Source organism: Microbacterium sp. WCS2018Hpa-9, from assembly GCF_031843745.1.
Taxonomy (GTDB): Bacteria; Actinomycetota; Actinomycetes; order Actinomycetales; family Microbacteriaceae; genus Microbacterium.
In genome coordinates this window covers 494003-511764 of sequence record NZ_JAVTIY010000003.1, presented here as the reverse complement: position 1 = coordinate 511764, position 17762 = coordinate 494003, and the positions used below count along the sequence as shown (strand labels likewise).

16 protein-coding genes are annotated in these 17762 nt (G+C 66.9%); 1 reads left to right on the top strand and 15 read right to left on the bottom strand.

Translation table 11 applies throughout. From position 1 onward, the window contains the following. Nucleotides 1-47 precede the first annotated feature (47 nt). Entirely contained in the window at nucleotides 48-1109 is a 1062-nt protein-coding gene (locus RQG82_RS09155) for a glycosyltransferase 61 family protein (protein WP_311258778.1), read from the top strand. Nucleotides 1110-1198: 89 nt separating this feature from the next. On the opposite strand, the gene RQG82_RS09150 is transcribed toward RQG82_RS09155, so the two are convergent. The 15 genes from RQG82_RS09150 to RQG82_RS09080 form a co-directional block, all read right to left on the bottom strand. Further along, nucleotides 1199-1879, bottom strand: a complete 681-nt coding sequence (locus RQG82_RS09150) for a VanZ family protein (protein ID WP_311258777.1) — start codon at nucleotides 1877-1879, stop codon at nucleotides 1199-1201. Nucleotides 1880-2060: 181 nt separating this feature from the next. Continuing rightward, nucleotides 2061-3251 carry an elongation factor Tu gene (gene tuf, locus RQG82_RS09145; protein WP_046013402.1) on the bottom strand — a complete coding sequence of 397 codons (1191 nt, stop codon included), beginning with the start codon at nucleotides 3249-3251 and terminating at the stop codon, nucleotides 2061-2063. A 148-nt stretch (nucleotides 3252-3399) separates the two neighbouring features. After that, the gene (gene fusA / locus RQG82_RS09140) at nucleotides 3400-5517 is read right to left on the bottom strand and encodes an elongation factor G (RefSeq protein WP_311258776.1); all 2118 of its coding nucleotides are present in this window, start codon (nucleotides 5515-5517) and stop codon (nucleotides 3400-3402) included. Between the two features lie 84 nt (nucleotides 5518-5601). After that, nucleotides 5602-6072 carry a 30S ribosomal protein S7 gene (gene rpsG / locus RQG82_RS09135; RefSeq protein WP_215169391.1) on the bottom strand — a complete coding sequence of 157 codons (471 nt, stop codon included), beginning with the start codon at nucleotides 6070-6072 and terminating at the stop codon, nucleotides 5602-5604. Between the two features lie 5 nt (nucleotides 6073-6077). After that, nucleotides 6078-6446, bottom strand: a complete 369-nt coding sequence (gene rpsL, locus RQG82_RS09130; RefSeq protein WP_311258775.1) for a 30S ribosomal protein S12 — start codon at nucleotides 6444-6446, stop codon at nucleotides 6078-6080. Between the two features lie 219 nt (nucleotides 6447-6665). Continuing rightward, on the bottom strand, nucleotides 6666-10388 hold the full coding sequence (locus RQG82_RS09125) for an SCO7613 C-terminal domain-containing membrane protein (protein WP_311258774.1): 3723 nt from the start codon (nucleotides 10386-10388) through the stop codon (nucleotides 6666-6668). Beyond that, a complete protein-coding gene (locus RQG82_RS09120) occupies nucleotides 10388-10606 on the bottom strand; it encodes a helix-turn-helix transcriptional regulator (protein ID WP_140037917.1) in 219 nt (72 codons plus the stop codon). The genes RQG82_RS09125 and RQG82_RS09120 overlap by 1 nt, the downstream gene beginning before the upstream one ends. Beyond that, entirely contained in the window at nucleotides 10606-11082 is a 477-nt protein-coding gene (locus RQG82_RS09115) for a DUF2975 domain-containing protein (RefSeq protein ID WP_311258773.1), read from the bottom strand. Before RQG82_RS09115 ends, RQG82_RS09120 begins: the two co-directional genes overlap by 1 nt. A 149-nt stretch (nucleotides 11083-11231) precedes the next feature. Further along, nucleotides 11232-11879 carry a spermidine/putrescine ABC transporter substrate-binding protein gene (locus RQG82_RS09110; protein ID WP_311258772.1) on the bottom strand — a complete coding sequence of 216 codons (648 nt, stop codon included), beginning with the start codon at nucleotides 11877-11879 and terminating at the stop codon, nucleotides 11232-11234. A gap of 59 nt (nucleotides 11880-11938) precedes the next feature. Further along, entirely contained in the window at nucleotides 11939-12430 is a 492-nt protein-coding gene (locus RQG82_RS09105) for a hypothetical protein (RefSeq protein ID WP_311258771.1), read from the bottom strand. An 8-nt stretch (nucleotides 12431-12438) separates the two neighbouring features. Next, nucleotides 12439-13479: an ABC transporter gene (locus RQG82_RS09100; protein WP_311258770.1), complete on the bottom strand. Its 1041-nt coding sequence runs from the start codon at nucleotides 13477-13479 to the stop codon at nucleotides 12439-12441. Nucleotides 13480-13611: 132 nt separating this feature from the next. Beyond that, nucleotides 13612-13764 (bottom strand): hypothetical protein, encoded by a 153-nt coding sequence (locus RQG82_RS09095; RefSeq protein ID WP_311258769.1) that lies wholly within the window; start codon nucleotides 13762-13764, stop codon nucleotides 13612-13614. A 72-nt stretch (nucleotides 13765-13836) separates the two neighbouring features. Next, nucleotides 13837-14760, bottom strand: coding sequence for a sugar ABC transporter permease (locus RQG82_RS09090; protein ID WP_311258768.1), 924 nt, complete (start codon nucleotides 14758-14760; stop codon nucleotides 13837-13839). 1 nt (nucleotide 14761) lies between these two features. Beyond that, on the bottom strand, nucleotides 14762-16366 hold the full coding sequence (locus tag RQG82_RS09085) for an ABC transporter permease subunit (RefSeq protein ID WP_311258767.1): 1605 nt from the start codon (nucleotides 16364-16366) through the stop codon (nucleotides 14762-14764). A 66-nt stretch (nucleotides 16367-16432) separates the two neighbouring features. After that, the gene (locus RQG82_RS09080; protein ID WP_311258766.1) at nucleotides 16433-17641 is read right to left on the bottom strand and encodes a maltose ABC transporter substrate-binding protein; all 1209 of its coding nucleotides are present in this window, start codon (nucleotides 17639-17641) and stop codon (nucleotides 16433-16435) included. Nucleotides 17642-17762: the final 121 nt, after the last annotated feature.

The window sequence follows — 17762 nt, the reverse complement described above, 5'->3', positions numbered from 1 at the left end:
ACACAGGGGAACCGGCACCCAGGGCTAACACGAGAGGCGAGCATCTCATGCACACCGATGGCTCAATCGACGACATGTGGAAGGTCTATTCCTTCCCGCGCATGGCCGACGATCAAGTCACGTCGCAGGTCGTGACGGCCGCTGTTCTGTCTCGGGCCGAGAGCGGTTCGGTGTATTGGGATGCCCCGAATCCTCGACGGAGTTTCGTCAGAGGCGCCGTCTACGATGACCGCGGCCGGCTCATTCAGATGTCCCAACGCAAGGGGGGGATGAATGCCGACATGGTGTTGTCCGTCAACCCTCCCGTACTCTCGGCACGAGAGAAGCACGAAGCTCGAGCGCATGCCATCCCGGGACACTGGCTTTACGGCGGGAGCTGGATGCACGGTTTTGGTCACTTTCTTGTCGAAACCTTGCCGACACTATGGCCCCTTGCCAGTGCCGACGCGGACTTCGACGGCATCTGCGCCCATCGCTTCAACTCTCTTCGAACCCACGATTGGCAGTTCGAGCTGGCGGGGCTGTTGAGCACGCGCGGGCGGGTGGAGGTGATCGATGATCGCCCGGTGACCGTTGAACAGCTGACAGTTCCGGCACGGGCATACCACTACCAGGTCGCCATCGATCCGATCGCGAAGACGGTGTGGGATCTCATTGCTGAACGCGCGACGATTGGTGCTCCCCCGTCAGACGACCACCCCGTGTACCTCAGTCGCACACGGTTTCAGCAGGACCAAGCATCGCGCGGAGTCGTGACCGGGCGTGAGTTCCGCAATGCCCAAGAGGTCGATGCCCTGTTCGAGAGGGCGGGGTTTCGCGTTGTCTTCCCCGAGACGCTGTCGGCGACAGAGCAGGTCCGACTGGCCAGATCCGCCTCGATTCTTGCAGGACCGTCGGGCTCGGCCCTACATTTGAGTGTCTTTTCGCGGCCTGGCGCGCGCGTGATTGAGGTCGGAGACGCCCGAACAGGTTCCTCCTTGGTTGCTACCCAGCAAGCAATTTCTTCAGTGAAGACGCAGCCCACTGCCCAGATCCCCTATCTCGCGGGCTCGGAGGGCGAGGTCGATGTGCGCGCCAGTAGCGCACTGTTGGAACGACTGATGGCGTAAGCAACACCCATTTCGGATCGCGATCGGCGCTCCGTACGTTTTCATACGAGAGCATCGGCCTCTATCTTTCGCGAACGGAAGTATGAGCGTCAGTTCCGACCGATAGACGAGTCGTCCAGCCGCACAGTTGGCGCGTCCCCGGTCTCCCAGAAGTCAGCGTCCAGCACGCGGGTCACCGGATCGGGCTCCTCGGCCCACGACTGCGCGCGCGGCACCGGCTGCGACGCACGAGCGACCGCACGCGCCGCGTTCTGCCTCTGCAGTTCGGCCGCGGCAGCACGACGCTCCCACAGCTCGCGTTCGATCATGGTGCGGTCCCTGGCATGGATCATCGCCCTCAGGATCATCGCCAGCAGCAGACCGGTGTAACCGCCGATCGTGTTGGCGAGCACGTCGAGCACGGTCGACACGCGCTCGTCCAGCGCGATGCCCTGCGTGAACTCGATCGCCCCGGAGAAGGCGGGCAGGAGGAAGATCGCGACCCACCACGCCTTGCGGGCGAGTGCGAGACCGAGCAGGAACCCGAGCGGCACGAACATGCCGATGTTCGCCACGAACTCCAGTTCGTTGTAGTCGAACTGCTCTGGCACACCGAGGTTGTGCAGCGCACGGAGCACGCGCCCTGCGATGCTGTCGAACTCGAGCTGCTCAGGCTGCGGCCACATCGTGACCAGCAGCACGAACGCGGAGTACACGATCAGCAGCAGCGTCGAGATCCACAGCCGCGCATGGCTTCGCGGCGGCGGGGGTCCCACCTGGATCTGTGTCATGGTCGCGTTCCTCTCTCATGCCCGAGGTCGGGCGACGGCGATACCCGCGGGCAGGCTCGGGCCATGCTATCCATCGCGAGTGACGTCAGGCCGCGAAGTCACTGACAACCGCACGCCCGCACGGGGGTACGACAAAGGGGCCGGACCCGAAGGTCCGACCCCTGTGCGAGAAAGCAGATGCTTACTTGATGATCTTCGTGACCGTACCGGCGCCGACGGTGCGTCCACCCTCACGGATGGCGAAGCCGAGGCCCTCTTCCATGGCGATCGGCTGGATCAGCTCGACCGTCACGTCAGTGGTGTCGCCGGGCATGACCATCTCGGTGCCCTCAGGCAGCGTGATGACGCCGGTGACGTCGGTGGTGCGGAAGTAGAACTGCGGGCGGTAGTTCGTGTAGAACGGGTTGTGACGCCCACCCTCATCCTTGGAAAGGATGTACGCGGTACCGGCGAAGTCGGTGTGCGGCGTGACCGAACCCGGCTTGACGATGACCTGACCGCGCTCGACGTCCTCACGCTTCGTGCCACGGAGCAGGAGACCACAGTTCTCGCCGGCCCATGCCTCGTCGAGCTGCTTGTGGAACATCTCGATACCCGTGACCGTGGTCTTGACGGTCGGACGGAGTCCGACGATCTCGACCTCGGAGTTGATGGCCAGCGTGCCACGCTCGGCGCGGCCGGTGACGACGGTTCCACGACCGGTGATCGTGAAGACGTCCTCGACGGGCATCAGGAACGGCTTGTCCTTGTCGCGCACCGGGTCCGGAACGTGCTCGTCGACGGCCTCCATGAGGTCGAGGATGGACTGGGTCCACTTCTCGTCACCCTCGAGTGCCTTCAGAGCGGAGACGCGAACGACAGGAGCGTCCTCGGCGAAGCCCTGCGAAGCGAGCAGCTCGGAGACCTCGAGCTCGACGAGCTCCAGGATCTCCTCGTCGTCGACCATGTCGGCCTTGTTCAGGGCGACGAGCAGGTACGGCACGCCGACCTGCTTGGCGAGCAGCACGTGCTCACGCGTCTGAGCCATCGGGCCGTCGGTGGCGGCGACCACGAGGATCGCGCCGTCCATCTGAGCAGCACCGGTGATCATGTTCTTGACGTAGTCGGCGTGGCCGGGGGCGTCAACGTGCGCGTAGTGGCGCTTCGGGGTCTCGTACTCGATGTGCGAGATGTTGATGGTGATTCCACGCTGGCGCTCTTCCGGCGCCGAGTCGATGGAAGCGAAGTCGCGCTGCACGTTGGTGTCAGACGGGAACTTGTCAGCAAGCACCTTCGAGATCGCTGCGGAGAGCGTGGTCTTGCCGTGGTCAACGTGACCGATGGTTCCGATGTTGACGTGCGGCTTGGTCCGCTCGAACTTGGCCTTAGCCACTGGGTCCTCCTCAGGACGTCATGTAGAGGGTGCCGGGCACTGGTTTGCGACCGGTTCTCTACGGGTGTGAATCTCAGTTTAGTAGAGAGGGAATGTGAAGTTGTAGGTGACCTGGGAGCCGAGCCGGAACCCGGCTCCCAGGAAAGTGTTACTCGCCGCCCTGGTGCTTCTGGACGATCTCGTCGGCCACAGCGCGGGGAACCTCAGCGTAGCTGTTGAACTCCATCGAGTAGACGGCGCGACCCGAGGTCTTCGAGCGCAGGTCGCCGATGTAGCCGAACATCTCGGACAGCGGGACGTGTGCACGGACGACCTTGACGCCTGCGGCGTCTTCCATCGACTGGATCTGGCCGCGACGCGAGTTCAGGTCACCGATGACGTCGCCCATGTACTCCTCAGGAGTACGCACCTCGACAGCCATCAGCGGCTCGAGGAGCGCCGGGCTCGCCCGACGAAGGGCTTCCTTCATACCCATCGAACCGGCGATCTTGAACGCCATCTCCGAAGAGTCGACGTCGTGAGCCGCACCATCGACGATCGTCGCCTTGACGCCGACGATCGGGTAGCCGGCGAGCACGCCGACGTTCATGGCGTCCTGGAAGCCGGCATCGATCGAGCCGATGTACTCACGCGGGATGCGACCACCGGTGACGGAGTTGACGAATTCGTACGTCTTCTCGTCATCGAGGCTGAGCGGCTCGATGTTGAACTGGATCTTCGCGAACTGACCCGATCCACCGGTCTGCTTCTTGTGCGTGTAGTCGTACTTCTCGACGCCCTTGCGGATCGTCTCGCGGTACGCCACCTGCGGCTTGCCGACGTTGGCCTCGACGTTGAACTCGCGCTTCATGCGGTCGACGAGGATGTCGAGGTGCAGCTCGCCCATGCCCTTGATGGTCGTCTGACCGGTCTCGGGGTTGAGCTCCGTGCGGAAGGTCGGGTCCTCTTCAGCGAGCTTCTGGATGGCGACACCCAGCTTCTCCTGGTCGGCCTTGGTCTTCGGCTCGATGGCGACCTCGATGACGGGCTCGGGGAACGTCATCGACTCGAGCACGACGGGCGCTGCCGGGTCGGTGAGGGTGTCACCGGTGGTGGTGTCCTTCAGACCGATGACGGCGTAGATGTTGCCCGCGGTGACCGAGGGGACGGGGATCTCTTTGTTGGCGTGCATCTGGAAGATCTTCCCGATGCGCTCCTTCTTGCCCTTGGTCGAGTTGATGACCGCTGCGCCGGAGTCGAGCTGGCCCGAGTAGACGCGGACGTAGGTCAGACGACCGAAGAACGGGTGCACCGCGACCTTGAACGCGAGAGCCGCGAACGGGTCCTTCGCGTCGGGGTGACGCTCGATGATCGTGTCGTAGTCCTTGGGGTCGTGCGCCTCGATCGAGCCCACGTCGAGCGGGTTCGGGAGGTAGTCGACGACTGCATCGAGCATCGGCTGCACGCCACGGTTCTTGAACGCCGAACCGCAGAGGACCGGGTAGATCTCGGAAGCCACGGTGAGCTTGCGGATCGCGCCCTTGATCTCGGCGACGGTCAGCTCTTCGCCACCGAAGAACTTCTCGAGCAGAGCGTCGTCGGTCTCGGCGACGGTCTCGAGGAGCTGCTGACGGTACTCGTCTGCCTTGTCCTTGAGGTCGGCCGGGATCTCCTGGATCTCGTAGGAGGCGCCCATGGTGACGTCACCCTTGGAGTCACCGGCCCAGACGAGTGCGCGCATCTCGACGAGGTCGACGACGCCGATGAAGTCGTTCTCTGCGCCGATGGGCAGCTGGATGACCAGCGGCTTGGCGCCGAGGCGGTTGATGATGGTGTCGACGGTGAAGTAGAAGTCCGCGCCGAGCTTGTCCATCTTGTTGACGAAGCAGATGCGGGGGACGTTGTACTTGTCGGCCTGACGCCACACGGTCTCGGACTGGGGCTCGACGCCCTCCTTGCCGTCGAACACTGCGACAGCACCGTCGAGGACGCGGAGCGAGCGCTCCACCTCGACCGTGAAGTCCACGTGACCGGGGGTGTCGATGATGTTGATCTGGTTCTTGTTCCAGTAGCAGGTCACGGCGGCAGACGTGATCGTGATGCCGCGCTCCTTCTCCTGCTCCATCCAGTCGGTGGTCGAGGCACCGTCGTGGGTCTCGCCGAGCTTGTGGTTGACGCCCGTGTAGAACAGGATGCGCTCGGTGGTGGTGGTCTTGCCGGCATCGATGTGAGCCATGATGCCGATGTTCCGAACCTTGCTCAGGTCGGTGAGCACGTCTTGTGCCACAGGAGTGTCCTTATCTTTTTGGCAGTCGTACTGCGAAGAGGGGGTGCCTGCCCCCGGCGTGTGGCCGGGGGCAGGCGAAGCTGTTTACCAGCGGTAGTGAGCGAACGCGCGGTTCGACTCGGCCATCTTGTGCGTGTCCTCGCGGCGCTTGACCGCGGCACCGAGACCGTTCGACGCGTCGAGGATCTCGTTCTGGAGACGCTCGGTCATCGTCTTCTCACGACGACCCTTGGCGTAGCTGACGAGCCAGCGCAGCGCGAGGGTGTTCGCGCGGTGCGGCTTGACTTCGATCGGAACCTGGTAGGTCGAGCCACCGACGCGGCGGCTCTTGACCTCGAGAGTGGGGCGCACGTTGTCGAGCGCCTTCTTCAGAGTGGCGACGGCATCCTGACCGTTCTTCGCCTCGACGCCCTTGAGGGCGTTGTAGACGATCGACTCGGCGAGCGACTTCTTGCCGTCGACCAGGATCTTGTTGACAAGCTGGCTGACGATGGGAGCGCCGTATACCGGGTCGTTGACGACGGGACGCTTCGGGGCGGGACCCTTACGAGGCATTGGACTCAGCCCTTCTTTGCGCCGTAGAGGCTGCGAGCCTGCTTACGGTTCTTGACGGCCTGGGTGTCCAGGGCGCCACGGACGATCTTGTAGCGAACACCGGGGAGGTCCTTGACACGACCGCCGCGGACGAGCACCAGCGAGTGCTCCTGGAGGTTGTGACCCTCACCCGGGATGTAGGCGGTGACCTCGGAGCCGTTGCGGAGCTTCACACGAGCGACCTTGCGCATCGCCGAGTTCGGCTTCTTCGGGGTGGTGGTGTAGACGCGGGTGCAGACCCCGGCCTGCTGCGGGTTCGACTTCAGGGCAGGCGTCTTGGTCTTGGTGACCTTCGGCGAGCGACCCTTGCGAACCAACTGCTGAATGGTTGGCACGTTCTCTCCTCATAGTGCTGCACGGTGACAGCGTGATGGGTTTCACCTCATGACCCACCGGCACGCCGGAATCGACGAGCCTTTTGTGTGGTGGGTATGCCGTGGGGGCGGACCGGCATGGTGCCGACGCCCAGCGCGCACGTCGAGACGTGCACACACCTGATCAAGTGTAATGCCGCGTAACCTGGCGGTCAAATGGGGGCCCCGGTTCAGCCCTGCTCAGCGCAGGTCTCGCACCCGCGCGGCCACGCCGCTCCCCTCCCCCGTTCGGCGTTCTGCGGTGACCGCGATGATCAGCAGCACCGCACCCATCACCGCGAGCGTGATCCACCACGGCATCGACTCCACGCCCCGTCCGATCTGCACCGCGAACACGAACACGTTCTCGATCGGCAGCACGACGAGACCGAGCAGGAACGGGGCGGCGAGCCGCTCGCGAGACCCCACGAGGATCGCGATCAGCGCGAGCATCATCACGAGGATCGCCCGCCAGGTCAGGGGGTCGGTGAAGGTCGAGACGATCGACGCGATCATCATCGTGACGATTCCCGGTGCGAGCAGCGCCCACGAACCGGTCCAGCGGCCCGGCCAGCTGTCGATCGTAGGGCGCGCGCTGCCGGGCTGCGACGGCTGTCGCCGCAGGGCGATCGCGCCTGCGAGCAGGAGGAACGCCCCCAGCGGCAGCGAGAACCATTCGACGCGCAGATCTCGCGGACTCCACGCCACGACGGCGGTCGCGAACGCGATCGCGAAGAGGAACCACACCGGCGGGGCCGTGGTCTCACGCCGAGTCACGCGGTGCGCGACGACGACGGTCGCCACGAGGTAGCCGAGCATCAGCATCCACATCGGCCAGACCGAGAACCAGTCTCGCTCGATCGCGAACCAGGTGCCCACCGCGAGGGCGAGCGCGGCGGGTGCGTCGAGCCATCTCGTGGTGCGCAGCACCGAACGGTCGGAAGCCGCGCGTCTGATTCCGCGGCCGGCGAGCATGAGTGCGGCGGCACCAGCGGCACTCACCCCGAAGCAGCAGAGGAAGAGCGCCAGACCGTGCACCGAGGGCAGGTCCCAGCCCAGCCCGATGCGGATGCCCTGAAGCGGCCCTGCGGTCGCTGCGAGTGCCGCGGTCGCGAGGATCGGGATGCGCAGAGCACCGAGGCGGTGCAGGCGCGACCCTGCTCGCACCCTGCCCAGAAGCATCTCGGAGATCACCAGGGCCCACGACGCGGCGAGGAGTCCACCGACCCGCCACGCGACGGCGGGCTGATCGGCATCCGACCCGGCGACGGCGACGCCCGCCAGGAGCGGGGCGACGGCGATGAGGAGTCCGGCGGAGAACAACGCCGTCGAGCGGCGACCGCGGAGCGTGAGGAGCAGGCCGATGAGTGCCGCCCCGAGGGTCGGCGGCAGCAGGTAGGCCTCGAGCACGTCGACCCCCGCGATGCCCCAGGTGCACCACAGGGCGCCCGTGAAGGCGGCCCCGGCGACCGCCCATGCATAGCGGCGGGCGGCGACGAGCGCCGCGACCACGGCCCCGACGCCGATGACCAGCAGCACGAGGAGGGCCGTGCCGAGCCCCGCTGCCTCGCGTCCGAGTGCGAGCGCCGTCGCGATCACCCCGGTGAGCAGCGCCGAGGCTTCGATCGCGACCCGAGCGGCGTTGACCGTGCGCGCGGAATGCCCCCTGCCGATGAGTACATCCCTCACGAGCGACGAGGAGGCGAGGGCGAGCGCGACAACTACTGCCACGATCGGCAGGACGATCGGAGACCCGCTCGATGCCAAGAGCTGCGCACCGAGGCAGACGACGACCACGGCGAGCGTCGGCACCAGCATCCCGGCTGCCATCGTGCGCACCGGCAGTGTGAGCCCCGGCCGACGGGTGAGCAGCAGCGTCATCGCCAGCACGAACATCAGACCGGTCGACAGCGCCGTCCAGCCGCTGCGCTCGATGACGACCTGCAGCACCCCGATGCCGAACGGCACCGCCGAGACGACCAGGATCGCCTGCCATGAGCGGGCGCCGATCACGGTCAGATAGGTGGCCGCGATGGCGACCACGAGACCCGAGGATGCGGTGAGGCACAGCTGTGCGATGCCGTCGACGCCGCCTTCTGCGAGGGCCGTCGCGACCAGGACGAGACCGTAGGCGAAGCCTGCGCCGACGTAGAGGAAACGCCAGCGCGCAGGACGCACCGCGGCGAGGGCAGCGACGGCGAGAAGGGTAGCCAGTCCCGCTGCCGGGACGATCGACGCCTCCTGCCAGGCCACCATCACTGCCGAGACGAGAGCGAGATGAGCGGCGACGAGCAGGATCGGACGCACGCCCTTGCCCATCCGCTGCGGCATCCACCGGATCATCGCGGCGATCGCCAGAACCATCCCGATCAGCACGGCGATCGACGCCGGCAGCACCAGGAGGCCGCCGCACCCGAGCACGAGCACCGCGATGGCGGCGAAGGCGAGCGCGAGTCGTGACGCGGGAACAGCGAACAAGCGCGCGCCTTCGCGTTCGCGGGCGAGCGCGCCGAAGGCGGCCAGGCCGCCGCCGACCGCGGCGAGTCCGATCGGGCCTCCCCACCCCGCGACACCTCCGCCGCCCAGTGCGGGAATCTCTCGGACGAACGCGATCACGGTCATGCCGCCGGTGAGTCCGGCGAGCATCAGCAGGAGGGCCGACGGCACCGCGAGCACGGTCAACGCACCGGCCACCGTGTAGGCGCGCGGCACACGAGACGGCAGCGGAACCAGCACGCCCACCAGCACCAGGGCGACGGATGCCGCGGCCGGGGCGATCGCGAACTGCCACGACATTTCGAGCTCGCGGATGCCGGGGACGCCGTAGACGGCGAGCACCAGCGCGGCCGAGCCTGTCGCTCCCGCGGCATACGACCACAGCGGTCGGAGCATCCGCCGTGCGGCGATCACGGCGTGCACGGCGATGAGGAGCAGCAGCCCGCTCGCCGTCAACAGCCTCGTCGTCATGTCGTCGCCTTCGATGCGCAACAGCAGCAGAAGGGCGCTCACGGCGGCGATCAGCTGCACCGCGACGAGAGTTGTGCGCTCGACCCGGGGCAGCCTGAGCCACTCGACGATCGCCGCGCCCGCGAACGCGACACCGATCGCGCCGACGGCACCGGAGAGTGCTGTGCCGCCAGCGGCACCGAGCATCGCCGGGGCGACAGACAGCGCGACCACCGCAGCCCACTGCCAGATCCGGATGCCGAAACGACTGCCCGCGCCGAGCACCACGAGCGCGGCGACCGCGGTGGCAACCGCCGCGGTGCCCCACGGGTCGATCTGCGGCGCCGCGAGCTGGGCGACCGCGTGCACGTCGAGGCCGGCGAACACGAGACCGAGGCCGCCGACCGCTTCGGCGGAGAAGCGCAGACCGCGTCGGGACAGCAGCCAGGCTCCGCCGAGGAACAGCAGTGTGATCAGCCCCACGATCACGCTGCGCAGAGCGCGATCGGCGAGGTCGGGGTTGAAGTACGTGAAGACGATCGCTGCGACGGCGAACAGTCCGGCCCCGGCCGTCGCCAGCACCGACTGCACGGTCGCGCTGCTCTGCGGCTGCGGCGATGCACCTGGACGCGAAGCTCCGGCTGCAGCCGGCGGCGGGGGCGGCCCCGCCGCCACCCCGGAAGGCGGCGTGTCGACCACGGAGACGGGCACCTGGGTGGTGGCGACGGCCGCATGAACGGTCGGGACGCGACGGAGAGTCTCGTCGCGAGCGCGGATCGCGACGGCAGCCGCGAGCGATGCCTTCCAGATGTCGATGCCGATCGGGCCACGAAGGTCGGAACCGCATCGCGCACAGCATCCGCCGTCCAGCGTCCACTGGCACACCGGGCAGGTCGTTCCGTCGAGCAGATGTCGGGCGACGGCTTCGCCCCAGGTGATCGACGGCGCCTCTGCCCCCGAGGCCTGCGTGGTGGTCATCACTGCTCCTCGGAATCGGGAACCCAGCGCAGTATGTCGCCGGGCTGGCATTCGAGCACGCGGCAGATCGCCTCGAGAGTCGTGAAACGCACCGCCTTGGCCCGACCGTTCTTGAGCACGGCGACGTTGGCCGGAGTGATGCCGATCGCATCGGCGAAGTCCTGCACGCTCATCTTCTTGATCGCGAGCTGCACGTCGAGGTCGATGACTATCGGCATCAGACGACCTCCGACATGTCCTGCTCGAGTTCGAGGGCCTTGCGCAGCAGACCCCGCAGCACGACGACGAGCAGCGCGAGCGCCGCGCTGACCACGATGCCCAGCACCGCGAGCAGCGAGAGAGACAGTGACACGGAACGGCTTGCGACGATGACCAGGTACGCCGCGAGGATGACCACCCCGGCCGCGATGAGGGCGCCGAGGATGATGTCGACGTATCGGAACGCCTCGACACGGAAGATCCGATCGTCCTGCACGAGCGAGAGCAGGAACCAGATGCACACGAGCGTCACCTGGACCAGGGCCAGGAAGAGCACGGCGCCGATGATGCCCGGAACCTCGAGCCAGGCGACGTCCGGATTGCGGACGGCCGTGATCCTGGCCACCTCGGGGATGACCAGTGTCTGACTCGCCAGCAGGAGTGCGAGCAGAACGATGATCAGCGCCTTGAGAACGCGAGTGACACGAGGATGCATGGTTGCCCTATCGATCGCCAATGGGTATCTATCGAAAAACGATACCCACGGGGCGTGGGCCAGCACCAGCGGGACTCGCAGCTCTCAGCGAATCCGCAGGCGGAGTCCTCGACGAGCAGGTGCGGCCGGAGCGGGATCGCCCGCGAGGGTTACGACTGATCCGCGTCGAACGGGGAGTCGAGCGAGTCGGTGAGTTCGGCCAGCAGCGCCTCGATCTGCGGCTCGACGTGCTGAGAGATGGCAGCCTGGATGTAGAGGCGGTGGCGCAGCAGGATGCCGCAGATCTCGCGGCCGACCATGTTCGCGTACTCGTCGGCGAGTGCCACCTCCTGCCGCAGCGCGACCTTCGCCTCGTCGCTCAGAGGGGGCAGGGGCGGCAGATCCGCGACGGCCTCGTCGGCCATGCCGGCGATGGTGAAGAGGAACGGGGCGCCCGGAATCGGCTCGGGGTCGAGCGGCAGCCCGTCGAACTCGGGATCCAGACCGTCAGCCGGACGGTAGCTGCGCGCCCGGTTGCGCGCCGCCTGCTGATCGAGTTCGCGCTGCAGCATCGGCAGGTTCCTGGCGGTGTATTCGGCCACCGCGTGGTCGACGATCGTCTTGATGCGCGTCGAGAGTCCGTGCTGCACACCGTGCGGCGTGTTCGAGCCGATACCCGCCGCAGACAGGATCGGGGACCCCAGACAGCGTCGGCAGGGCGCGACCCGACCGCGATGGGTTGCCGGCTCCCAGCGCGGCACCCAGCGCAACCAGGCCTCGACGGCCTGGTCGACCTGCGTCTCCAACGAGCGCTCCACACTTAGAGCGTACGGCGCGGCCGCCGCCGACGCAGAGATTTCCGCGTCACGGCGGGGCGTCACTCGTCGTCTTCGCGCTCCCAGGGCCACTGCGGATGCTGAGCGCGCGTGCGCCGCAGCGCGATGCCGCCCCAGGCGGCGATCGCCGCGGCGACGAGGAGCACCGCGCTCGCTCCCCCACGGACGAGATCCCCCGCGACGACCGTCGCGACGATGAGGTCGCCGCTGGCGGCGGCGACGCCGATCCAGACGACGGCCAGATGCGTGAGCGCGGTGGCCAGGGCGACCGCCAGTGCCGAAGCGTACGACAGCGGCCTCCGCCGCAGCGACGACCACAGCGTCAGCCCGAACGCCACCACTGCCGCCAGCATCCCGAACGCACCGGGCAGCGGACCGAGACCGCGGACGGCGATGATGTCACTGTCGGTCGCGATGCTCACCGCACCGAGACCGAACACCGCGAGAGCGAAGAAGCTGATGATGGCCAGCACCAGCGCCAGGACAGCCGAAACCCCCGCGGACTCGGGTCCACGGGGGTTCGGCGATGACATGTTCGTGATTACCGCGCCAGCGTCGGGCCGGCCTCGAGCGTGCGCTCGTACTCGCGCTGCGCTTCGGCGTTGAGCTCGGTCTTACGCGCCCCGCTGCGGGCGACCCACGCGCCGAACCAGATGGTCAGCTCGCGGGCGAACACGAAGGCGGCGATGGCGAGCGGGTGGAACAGCTGCGCTCCGACGAGCTCGCTGCCCTCCCGAGCCGTGAGCAACCAGAAGGGCGCCTCGAAGAGAGCCCCGAGGATGTGCCCGCCGTAGGCGATCAGACCGACGATGATGCCGAAGATCACCCAGAGTCCCCAGCGTCCGCGGTTGATGAAGGCCCCGAGCAGCCAGAAGCCGAAGAAGAAGCCGACGACCGGAACCCAGTAGCCCCAGGTCATCAGAGGAGCAAGGGCAGCCTCGCCGATGTTCTCGCCGGTGATGTCACCCGCGACGGCACGGAGGCCGAGCGTCGCACCCAGGTAGAGGATCGCGAAGGCGATCGTCGCGAGCAGACCGATCGCGCCCGCGGTGCCGCGATTGCCGCGTTCGCGGGGCGGCTCGGGAGCCTGGACGAAGATCGGCTGCTGCTGGATCGGAACGACGACCGGCTCGGCGGCTGCGGGCTCGGAGGGGACGACCCGGGTCTCGGTGTGGTCGGCCGACGCGTACGCGGCTCCGGCCAGTGCCGACTGCTCGTGCGCGGCCGGCGGCGTGTATGCGGCGGTCGCGTCGGCATCCGTGTTCCACGACTTCGTCGTGTCGGCATCCGTGTTCCACGACTTCGTCGTGTCGTCTGCGTCATCGAGGTACTTCGGGTCGTTGAGCTCCGGCGTCGCGAAGGTGCCGGGGTGGTCGTTCTCGGCCGCCTCGAACGCGGCGACATCGGGGTCGACGGCGGGCTGGGTCGGTGCCGGAGCCGACGTCTCGTGCGTGGGGTCTGCGGGCGTGCCATGCACGCCAGCACCCGCTGCGGCGGCGGCGTCGAGGCCAGCGTTCGCGCTGTCGACGACGTCGTTGACGTCTTTCGGCCGCTCGGGCTGGGGAACCTCGGGGTCACTCATGGGTGCGCCTCTCATCGGAAGTGTGCTCTGCGAGGTTACCGCCGCCCGCCCGCGCCCCGACGGAGGCGTGCCGACGTGTCGCCGAGCCCGTGATCGCGCGACTTTCTCTCCGGACGGGGCGTGACGGCACCGCTACCGAAGAGTGGAGCGGAGCATGTCGCCGACGAATGAGGCGACGACCGGCACGATCGGCATCGAGAACCAGATCAGGGTGCCCACCACCCCGATGCACAGCACTGCGGCGATCCAGCTGATCACCACGTTCCGTCCCGCGACACGCGTCATGCCATCACGCTACGACCGTCGGTGCCGCGCCCGTGATCGCAACGCCGGGAACGACCCGACCATGACCGCCGATCAGCCCTTCGTCGCGCCGGCCGTCAGCCCGCCGACGATGTACCGCTGCAGGAACAGGAACAGGATCATCACCGGGATCGCGGCCATCACGGCGCCGGCCGAGAACGCCGACCAGTCGGCGTAGCGCGGGTTCGCGACGAGCTTCGTCAGCCCGACGACCAGGGTCTGCTGGTCGACGTCGACGAGCATGACGCTCGCGATCACGTACTCGTTGACCGTGCCGATGAACGACAGCAGCGCGACCACCGCGAGGATCGGCGCGACCAGAGGCAGGATCATCGTGAAGAAGATGCGGGCGTGACCGGCTCCGTCGATGCGGGCGGCCTCGTCGAGCTCCATAGGGAGGGTGTTGAAGAAGCCGTACATCAGATAGGTGTTCACGCCCAGCGCGCCGCCGAGGTACACGAGGATCAGGCCCGTGTGCGTGTTCAGGCCGATGGCGGGGAACCAGTCCCCCAGCGTCGACATCAGCAGGAAGATCGCCACCACGGCGAGCAGCTGCGGGAACATCTGCACGACCACGATCGTCACGAGGCCGATGCGACGACCGGCGAATCGCATGCGCGAGAAGGCATATGCGGCCAGCGCACCGATGAAGACGGTCACCGCGCCGGTGACCACGGCGATGACCAGCGTGTTGAGGAACCACAGCCCGTAGGGATTCTGCGGATCGCTGAGGATGCGCACGTAGCTGTCGAACCCGAACGCCGAGAACAGCTGATTCGAGCCGGTCAGCGTGCCCTTCGGGTTGAGCGACGCCGAGACGACATACAGCAGCGGGAAGAGCGCGAAGGCGCTCACGATGATGGCGATCACATGGCGCCATCCGGTGTCTGCGAACCACGCGCCGAAGCTGCGGCGGCGAGGCGTGAGGTTCTGCGCGACCGCGACGGGGCGGGCGGTGCCGGTGTCCGTGGTGCTCATGTCAGTTCAGCTCCTCGAGGGCCTTGGTCTTGCGGAAGCTGATGATCGAGATCGTCGCGACCACGATGAAGATCAGGATGGTGAACGCGGAGGCGAGACCGTAGTCGCGGGACTGCCCCGTGAACGCCACCTTGTAGACCATCGAGATCAGGATGTCTGTGTGCCCGACCGGGATGCTGACGTCCTCGAACCGCGGACCGCCCTTGGTCAGCATGTAGATCAGGTTGAAGTTGTTGAAGTTGAACGCGAAGGACGAGATCAGCAGCGGGGCGACCGTCACGAGCAGGAGCGGCAGCTTGATGCGGCGGAAGACCTGCCACGGGTTCGCACCGTCCATCACTGCGGCCTCGTTGACGTCTTCGGGGATGCCCTGCAGGGCACCCATGCAGACGAGGAACATGTAGGGGAAGCCCAGCCAGAGATTGACCAGGAGCACCGACACCTTCGCGAGATTCGGGTCGGTGAGCCACGGGATGTCAGCTCCCCCGAAGATCACCTGATTGATGAATCCGAAGCTCTCGTTCATCATGCCCGCCCAGACGAGGGCCGACAGGAACGCCGGGAACGCGTAGGGGAGGATCAGGATGATCCGGTAGCCGTTGCGGAACCGCATCCGCGTGTTGTTGAAGACCAGCGCGAGCAGCAGTCCGAGGAAGAACGTGGTCGCGACGGAGAGCAGGGCGAACACGAAGGTCCAGATCGTCACCGAGATGAGCGGACCGCGGATGTTCTCGTCGGTCACCGCACGCACGAAGTTGTCGAACCCGACGGTGGTCTGCCAGCCGGGCAGCAGCTCAGTGCCGTCCTCGGCGATGAACGACCCCTGACCCGTGTCGGAGTACACGGCGCCGGTCGTCGTGTCGGTGATGGTGTCGGCCTCTGCGTCGTACTCGAGCGTCGAGACGTACAGGTAGCCCTTCTGACCGTCGGGCGCGCGCAGGCTGCCGTCGTTGGGGTCGTCGCTGAACGGCACCGAGAGCTTCTCGAGCTCTTCCGACAGGGTGAACACCTTCGCCAGCGGCAGCGTCGTCCAGCCGTCGACGGCCACGGCCTGATCGCCCTCGAACTCGGCGTCGACCTCTTGCAGGGGCTGCTCGGCGGTGCCGAGCAGCGCGTCACCCGACTCGGGGTCGGTCACGAGCAGGCCGTAGGTGCCGAACTGCTCGACGACCGTGACGGGATAGGTCGCGGAGTCCTCGACGCGCTCCTGGGCGGAAGCGAGGAGAGACGAGATCGCCTGGTCCTTCGTGCCGTTGTGCCCGGTGCCGTAGTTCGTGAAGCCGATGTACCCCGTGTACAGCAGCGTGAACACCTGGAAGATGATCAGGAAGATGATGCCGGGGGTCAGGTACTTCGCGGGGATTCGCTTGCGCGAGAAGTAGATGTAGTTGACGAGGACGGTGACGGCCACGACCAGGCCGAGCACCAGCCATTCCTGCTGGCCGAAGAGGACGAACGCCGCGTACAGCGCGATGGCGTCGACGATCGCCAGCAGCAGGATCTTCAGCAGCATCCAGCCGATGGGCCCGGACGCGGCCTCGGCGATCTTCGCCGCCTGGCGCTGGCGCTTGTTCAGTGGAGCCGTGGGCTCAGCGAGTTCTGTCATCTCGTCCCCGTCGTCGAGCTGCCGGGGCGGACGATGTCCGCCCCGGCAGGGATGGTGCTGGGTGTCTTACTTGATTGCTGCGGTCACGTCGTCGACGAGCTTCTGCCACGTCGTCGCCGGGTCCGAGCCGTTGATGATGGCAGCCTCTGCGACGCCCCAGAACTCCCAGACCGAGCCCATGGCCGGGATGGCCGGCATCGGCACCGCGTCCTCACCGACGGCCTGGAAGCCGGCGATGATCGGGTCGGATGCGGCGGAGTCAGCGGCGGCCGTGAGCGCGGGCAGGACGTTGCCGGCCTTGAACAGCTCGAGCTGCACCTCTTCGGTGCCGATGTAGTTCACGAGGAAGTCGTTCGCAGCGACCTTGTTCTTCGACTCGGAGCTCACGAAGAAGCCCTTGACGCCGGCGAACGGCGAAGCGGTCTCGCCCGTGGGGCTCGGGACCGGGTCGATCGCGACGTTGATGCCCGCGTCGGTTGCCGCGCCGACGTTCCACGGGCCGGTCAGCCAGAAGGCCGCGGTGCCGTCGAGGAACTGCTGCTTGGCGATCTCACCGTCGATGTCGGTGTTCAGCGTGCCCGCTGCACCCTGAGCGGCGAGCCAGTCGGCGAATGCGGTGCCGCCCTCGCTGCCGAGCTGGAGGTCGGCGGAGTCGTAGCTGCCCGAGTCGTCGGTGCCGAAGACCGGGGCACCGAACGCCGTCTGGAACGGGTACAGGTGGTACGGGTTGCCCTCGGTGCCCTGCTCGACCACGAAGGTGCCCTTCGAGACCATGTCGTCGAAGCTCGTCGCGGCGGCGGGGACCATGTCGGCGTTGCGCAGCACGGCGATGTTCTCGACGGCGTAGGGAAGCATGTAGACGGTGCCGTCGTAGGTCGCGGCCTGGAGGGCGACGGGCAGGTAGTCGGCGGAAGAGTCGCCGAGCTCGAGCGGAGCGACGACGCCGTTGGTCGACAGCTCGCCGAGCCAGTCGTGCGCGCCCATGACGACGTCGGGGCCCTTGCCGGTCGGCACCTGCTGGATGAAGTCATCCTTCATGTCGTCGACGGACTTGCCCACGAGTTCGACCTTGACCCCGGTCTTCTCCTCGTACGAGTCGGCGGCGCTCTGCAGCGCGTCGACACGCTCGGCGTCGACCCAGACGGTCAGCGTTCCGCTGCTCTCGCCCTCGGCCGAGTCACCGCCATCGGTCGCGGTCGAGCAACCGGCAAGTGTAAGAGTCGAAACGATGGCGATGACGCCGGCGGCGACGATGCCCCTCTTGTTCACCTTCATTGGTGTGTGCCTCTCTGAAGTGCTGGTGGCCTGCAGGACTGCAAGCGCTTACAGTATGCAACGAGATCGCTGAGAATCGCAATGCAATGAGCCTTCGATATCAAGCTGTAACCGCGAAAAG

Excerpts from the sequence above, each read along its gene's own strand:
- RQG82_RS09155 (WP_311258778.1), top strand. The coding sequence starts at position 48 with ATGCACACCGATGGCTCAATCGACGACATGTGGAAGGTCTATTCCTTC.
- RQG82_RS09150 (WP_311258777.1), bottom strand. The coding sequence starts at position 1,879 with ATGACACAGATCCAGGTGGGACCCCCGCCGCCGCGAAGCCATGCGCGG.
- rpsG (WP_215169391.1), bottom strand. The coding sequence starts at position 6,072 with ATGCCTCGTAAGGGTCCCGCCCCGAAGCGTCCCGTCGTCAACGACCCG.
- RQG82_RS09125 (WP_311258774.1), bottom strand. The coding sequence starts at position 10,388 with ATGACCACCACGCAGGCCTCGGGGGCAGAGGCGCCGTCGATCACCTGG.
- RQG82_RS09120 (WP_140037917.1), bottom strand. The coding sequence starts at position 10,606 with ATGCCGATAGTCATCGACCTCGACGTGCAGCTCGCGATCAAGAAGATG.
- RQG82_RS09115 (WP_311258773.1), bottom strand. The coding sequence starts at position 11,082 with ATGCATCCTCGTGTCACTCGCGTTCTCAAGGCGCTGATCATCGTTCTG.
- RQG82_RS09105 (WP_311258771.1), bottom strand. The coding sequence starts at position 12,430 with ATGTCATCGCCGAACCCCCGTGGACCCGAGTCCGCGGGGGTTTCGGCT.
- RQG82_RS09100 (WP_311258770.1), bottom strand. The coding sequence starts at position 13,479 with ATGAGTGACCCCGAGGTTCCCCAGCCCGAGCGGCCGAAAGACGTCAAC.
- RQG82_RS09095 (WP_311258769.1), bottom strand. The coding sequence starts at position 13,764 with ATGACGCGTGTCGCGGGACGGAACGTGGTGATCAGCTGGATCGCCGCA.
- RQG82_RS09090 (WP_311258768.1), bottom strand. The coding sequence starts at position 14,760 with ATGAGCACCACGGACACCGGCACCGCCCGCCCCGTCGCGGTCGCGCAG.
- RQG82_RS09085 (WP_311258767.1), bottom strand. The coding sequence starts at position 16,366 with ATGACAGAACTCGCTGAGCCCACGGCTCCACTGAACAAGCGCCAGCGC.
- RQG82_RS09080 (WP_311258766.1), bottom strand. The coding sequence starts at position 17,641 with ATGAAGGTGAACAAGAGGGGCATCGTCGCCGCCGGCGTCATCGCCATC.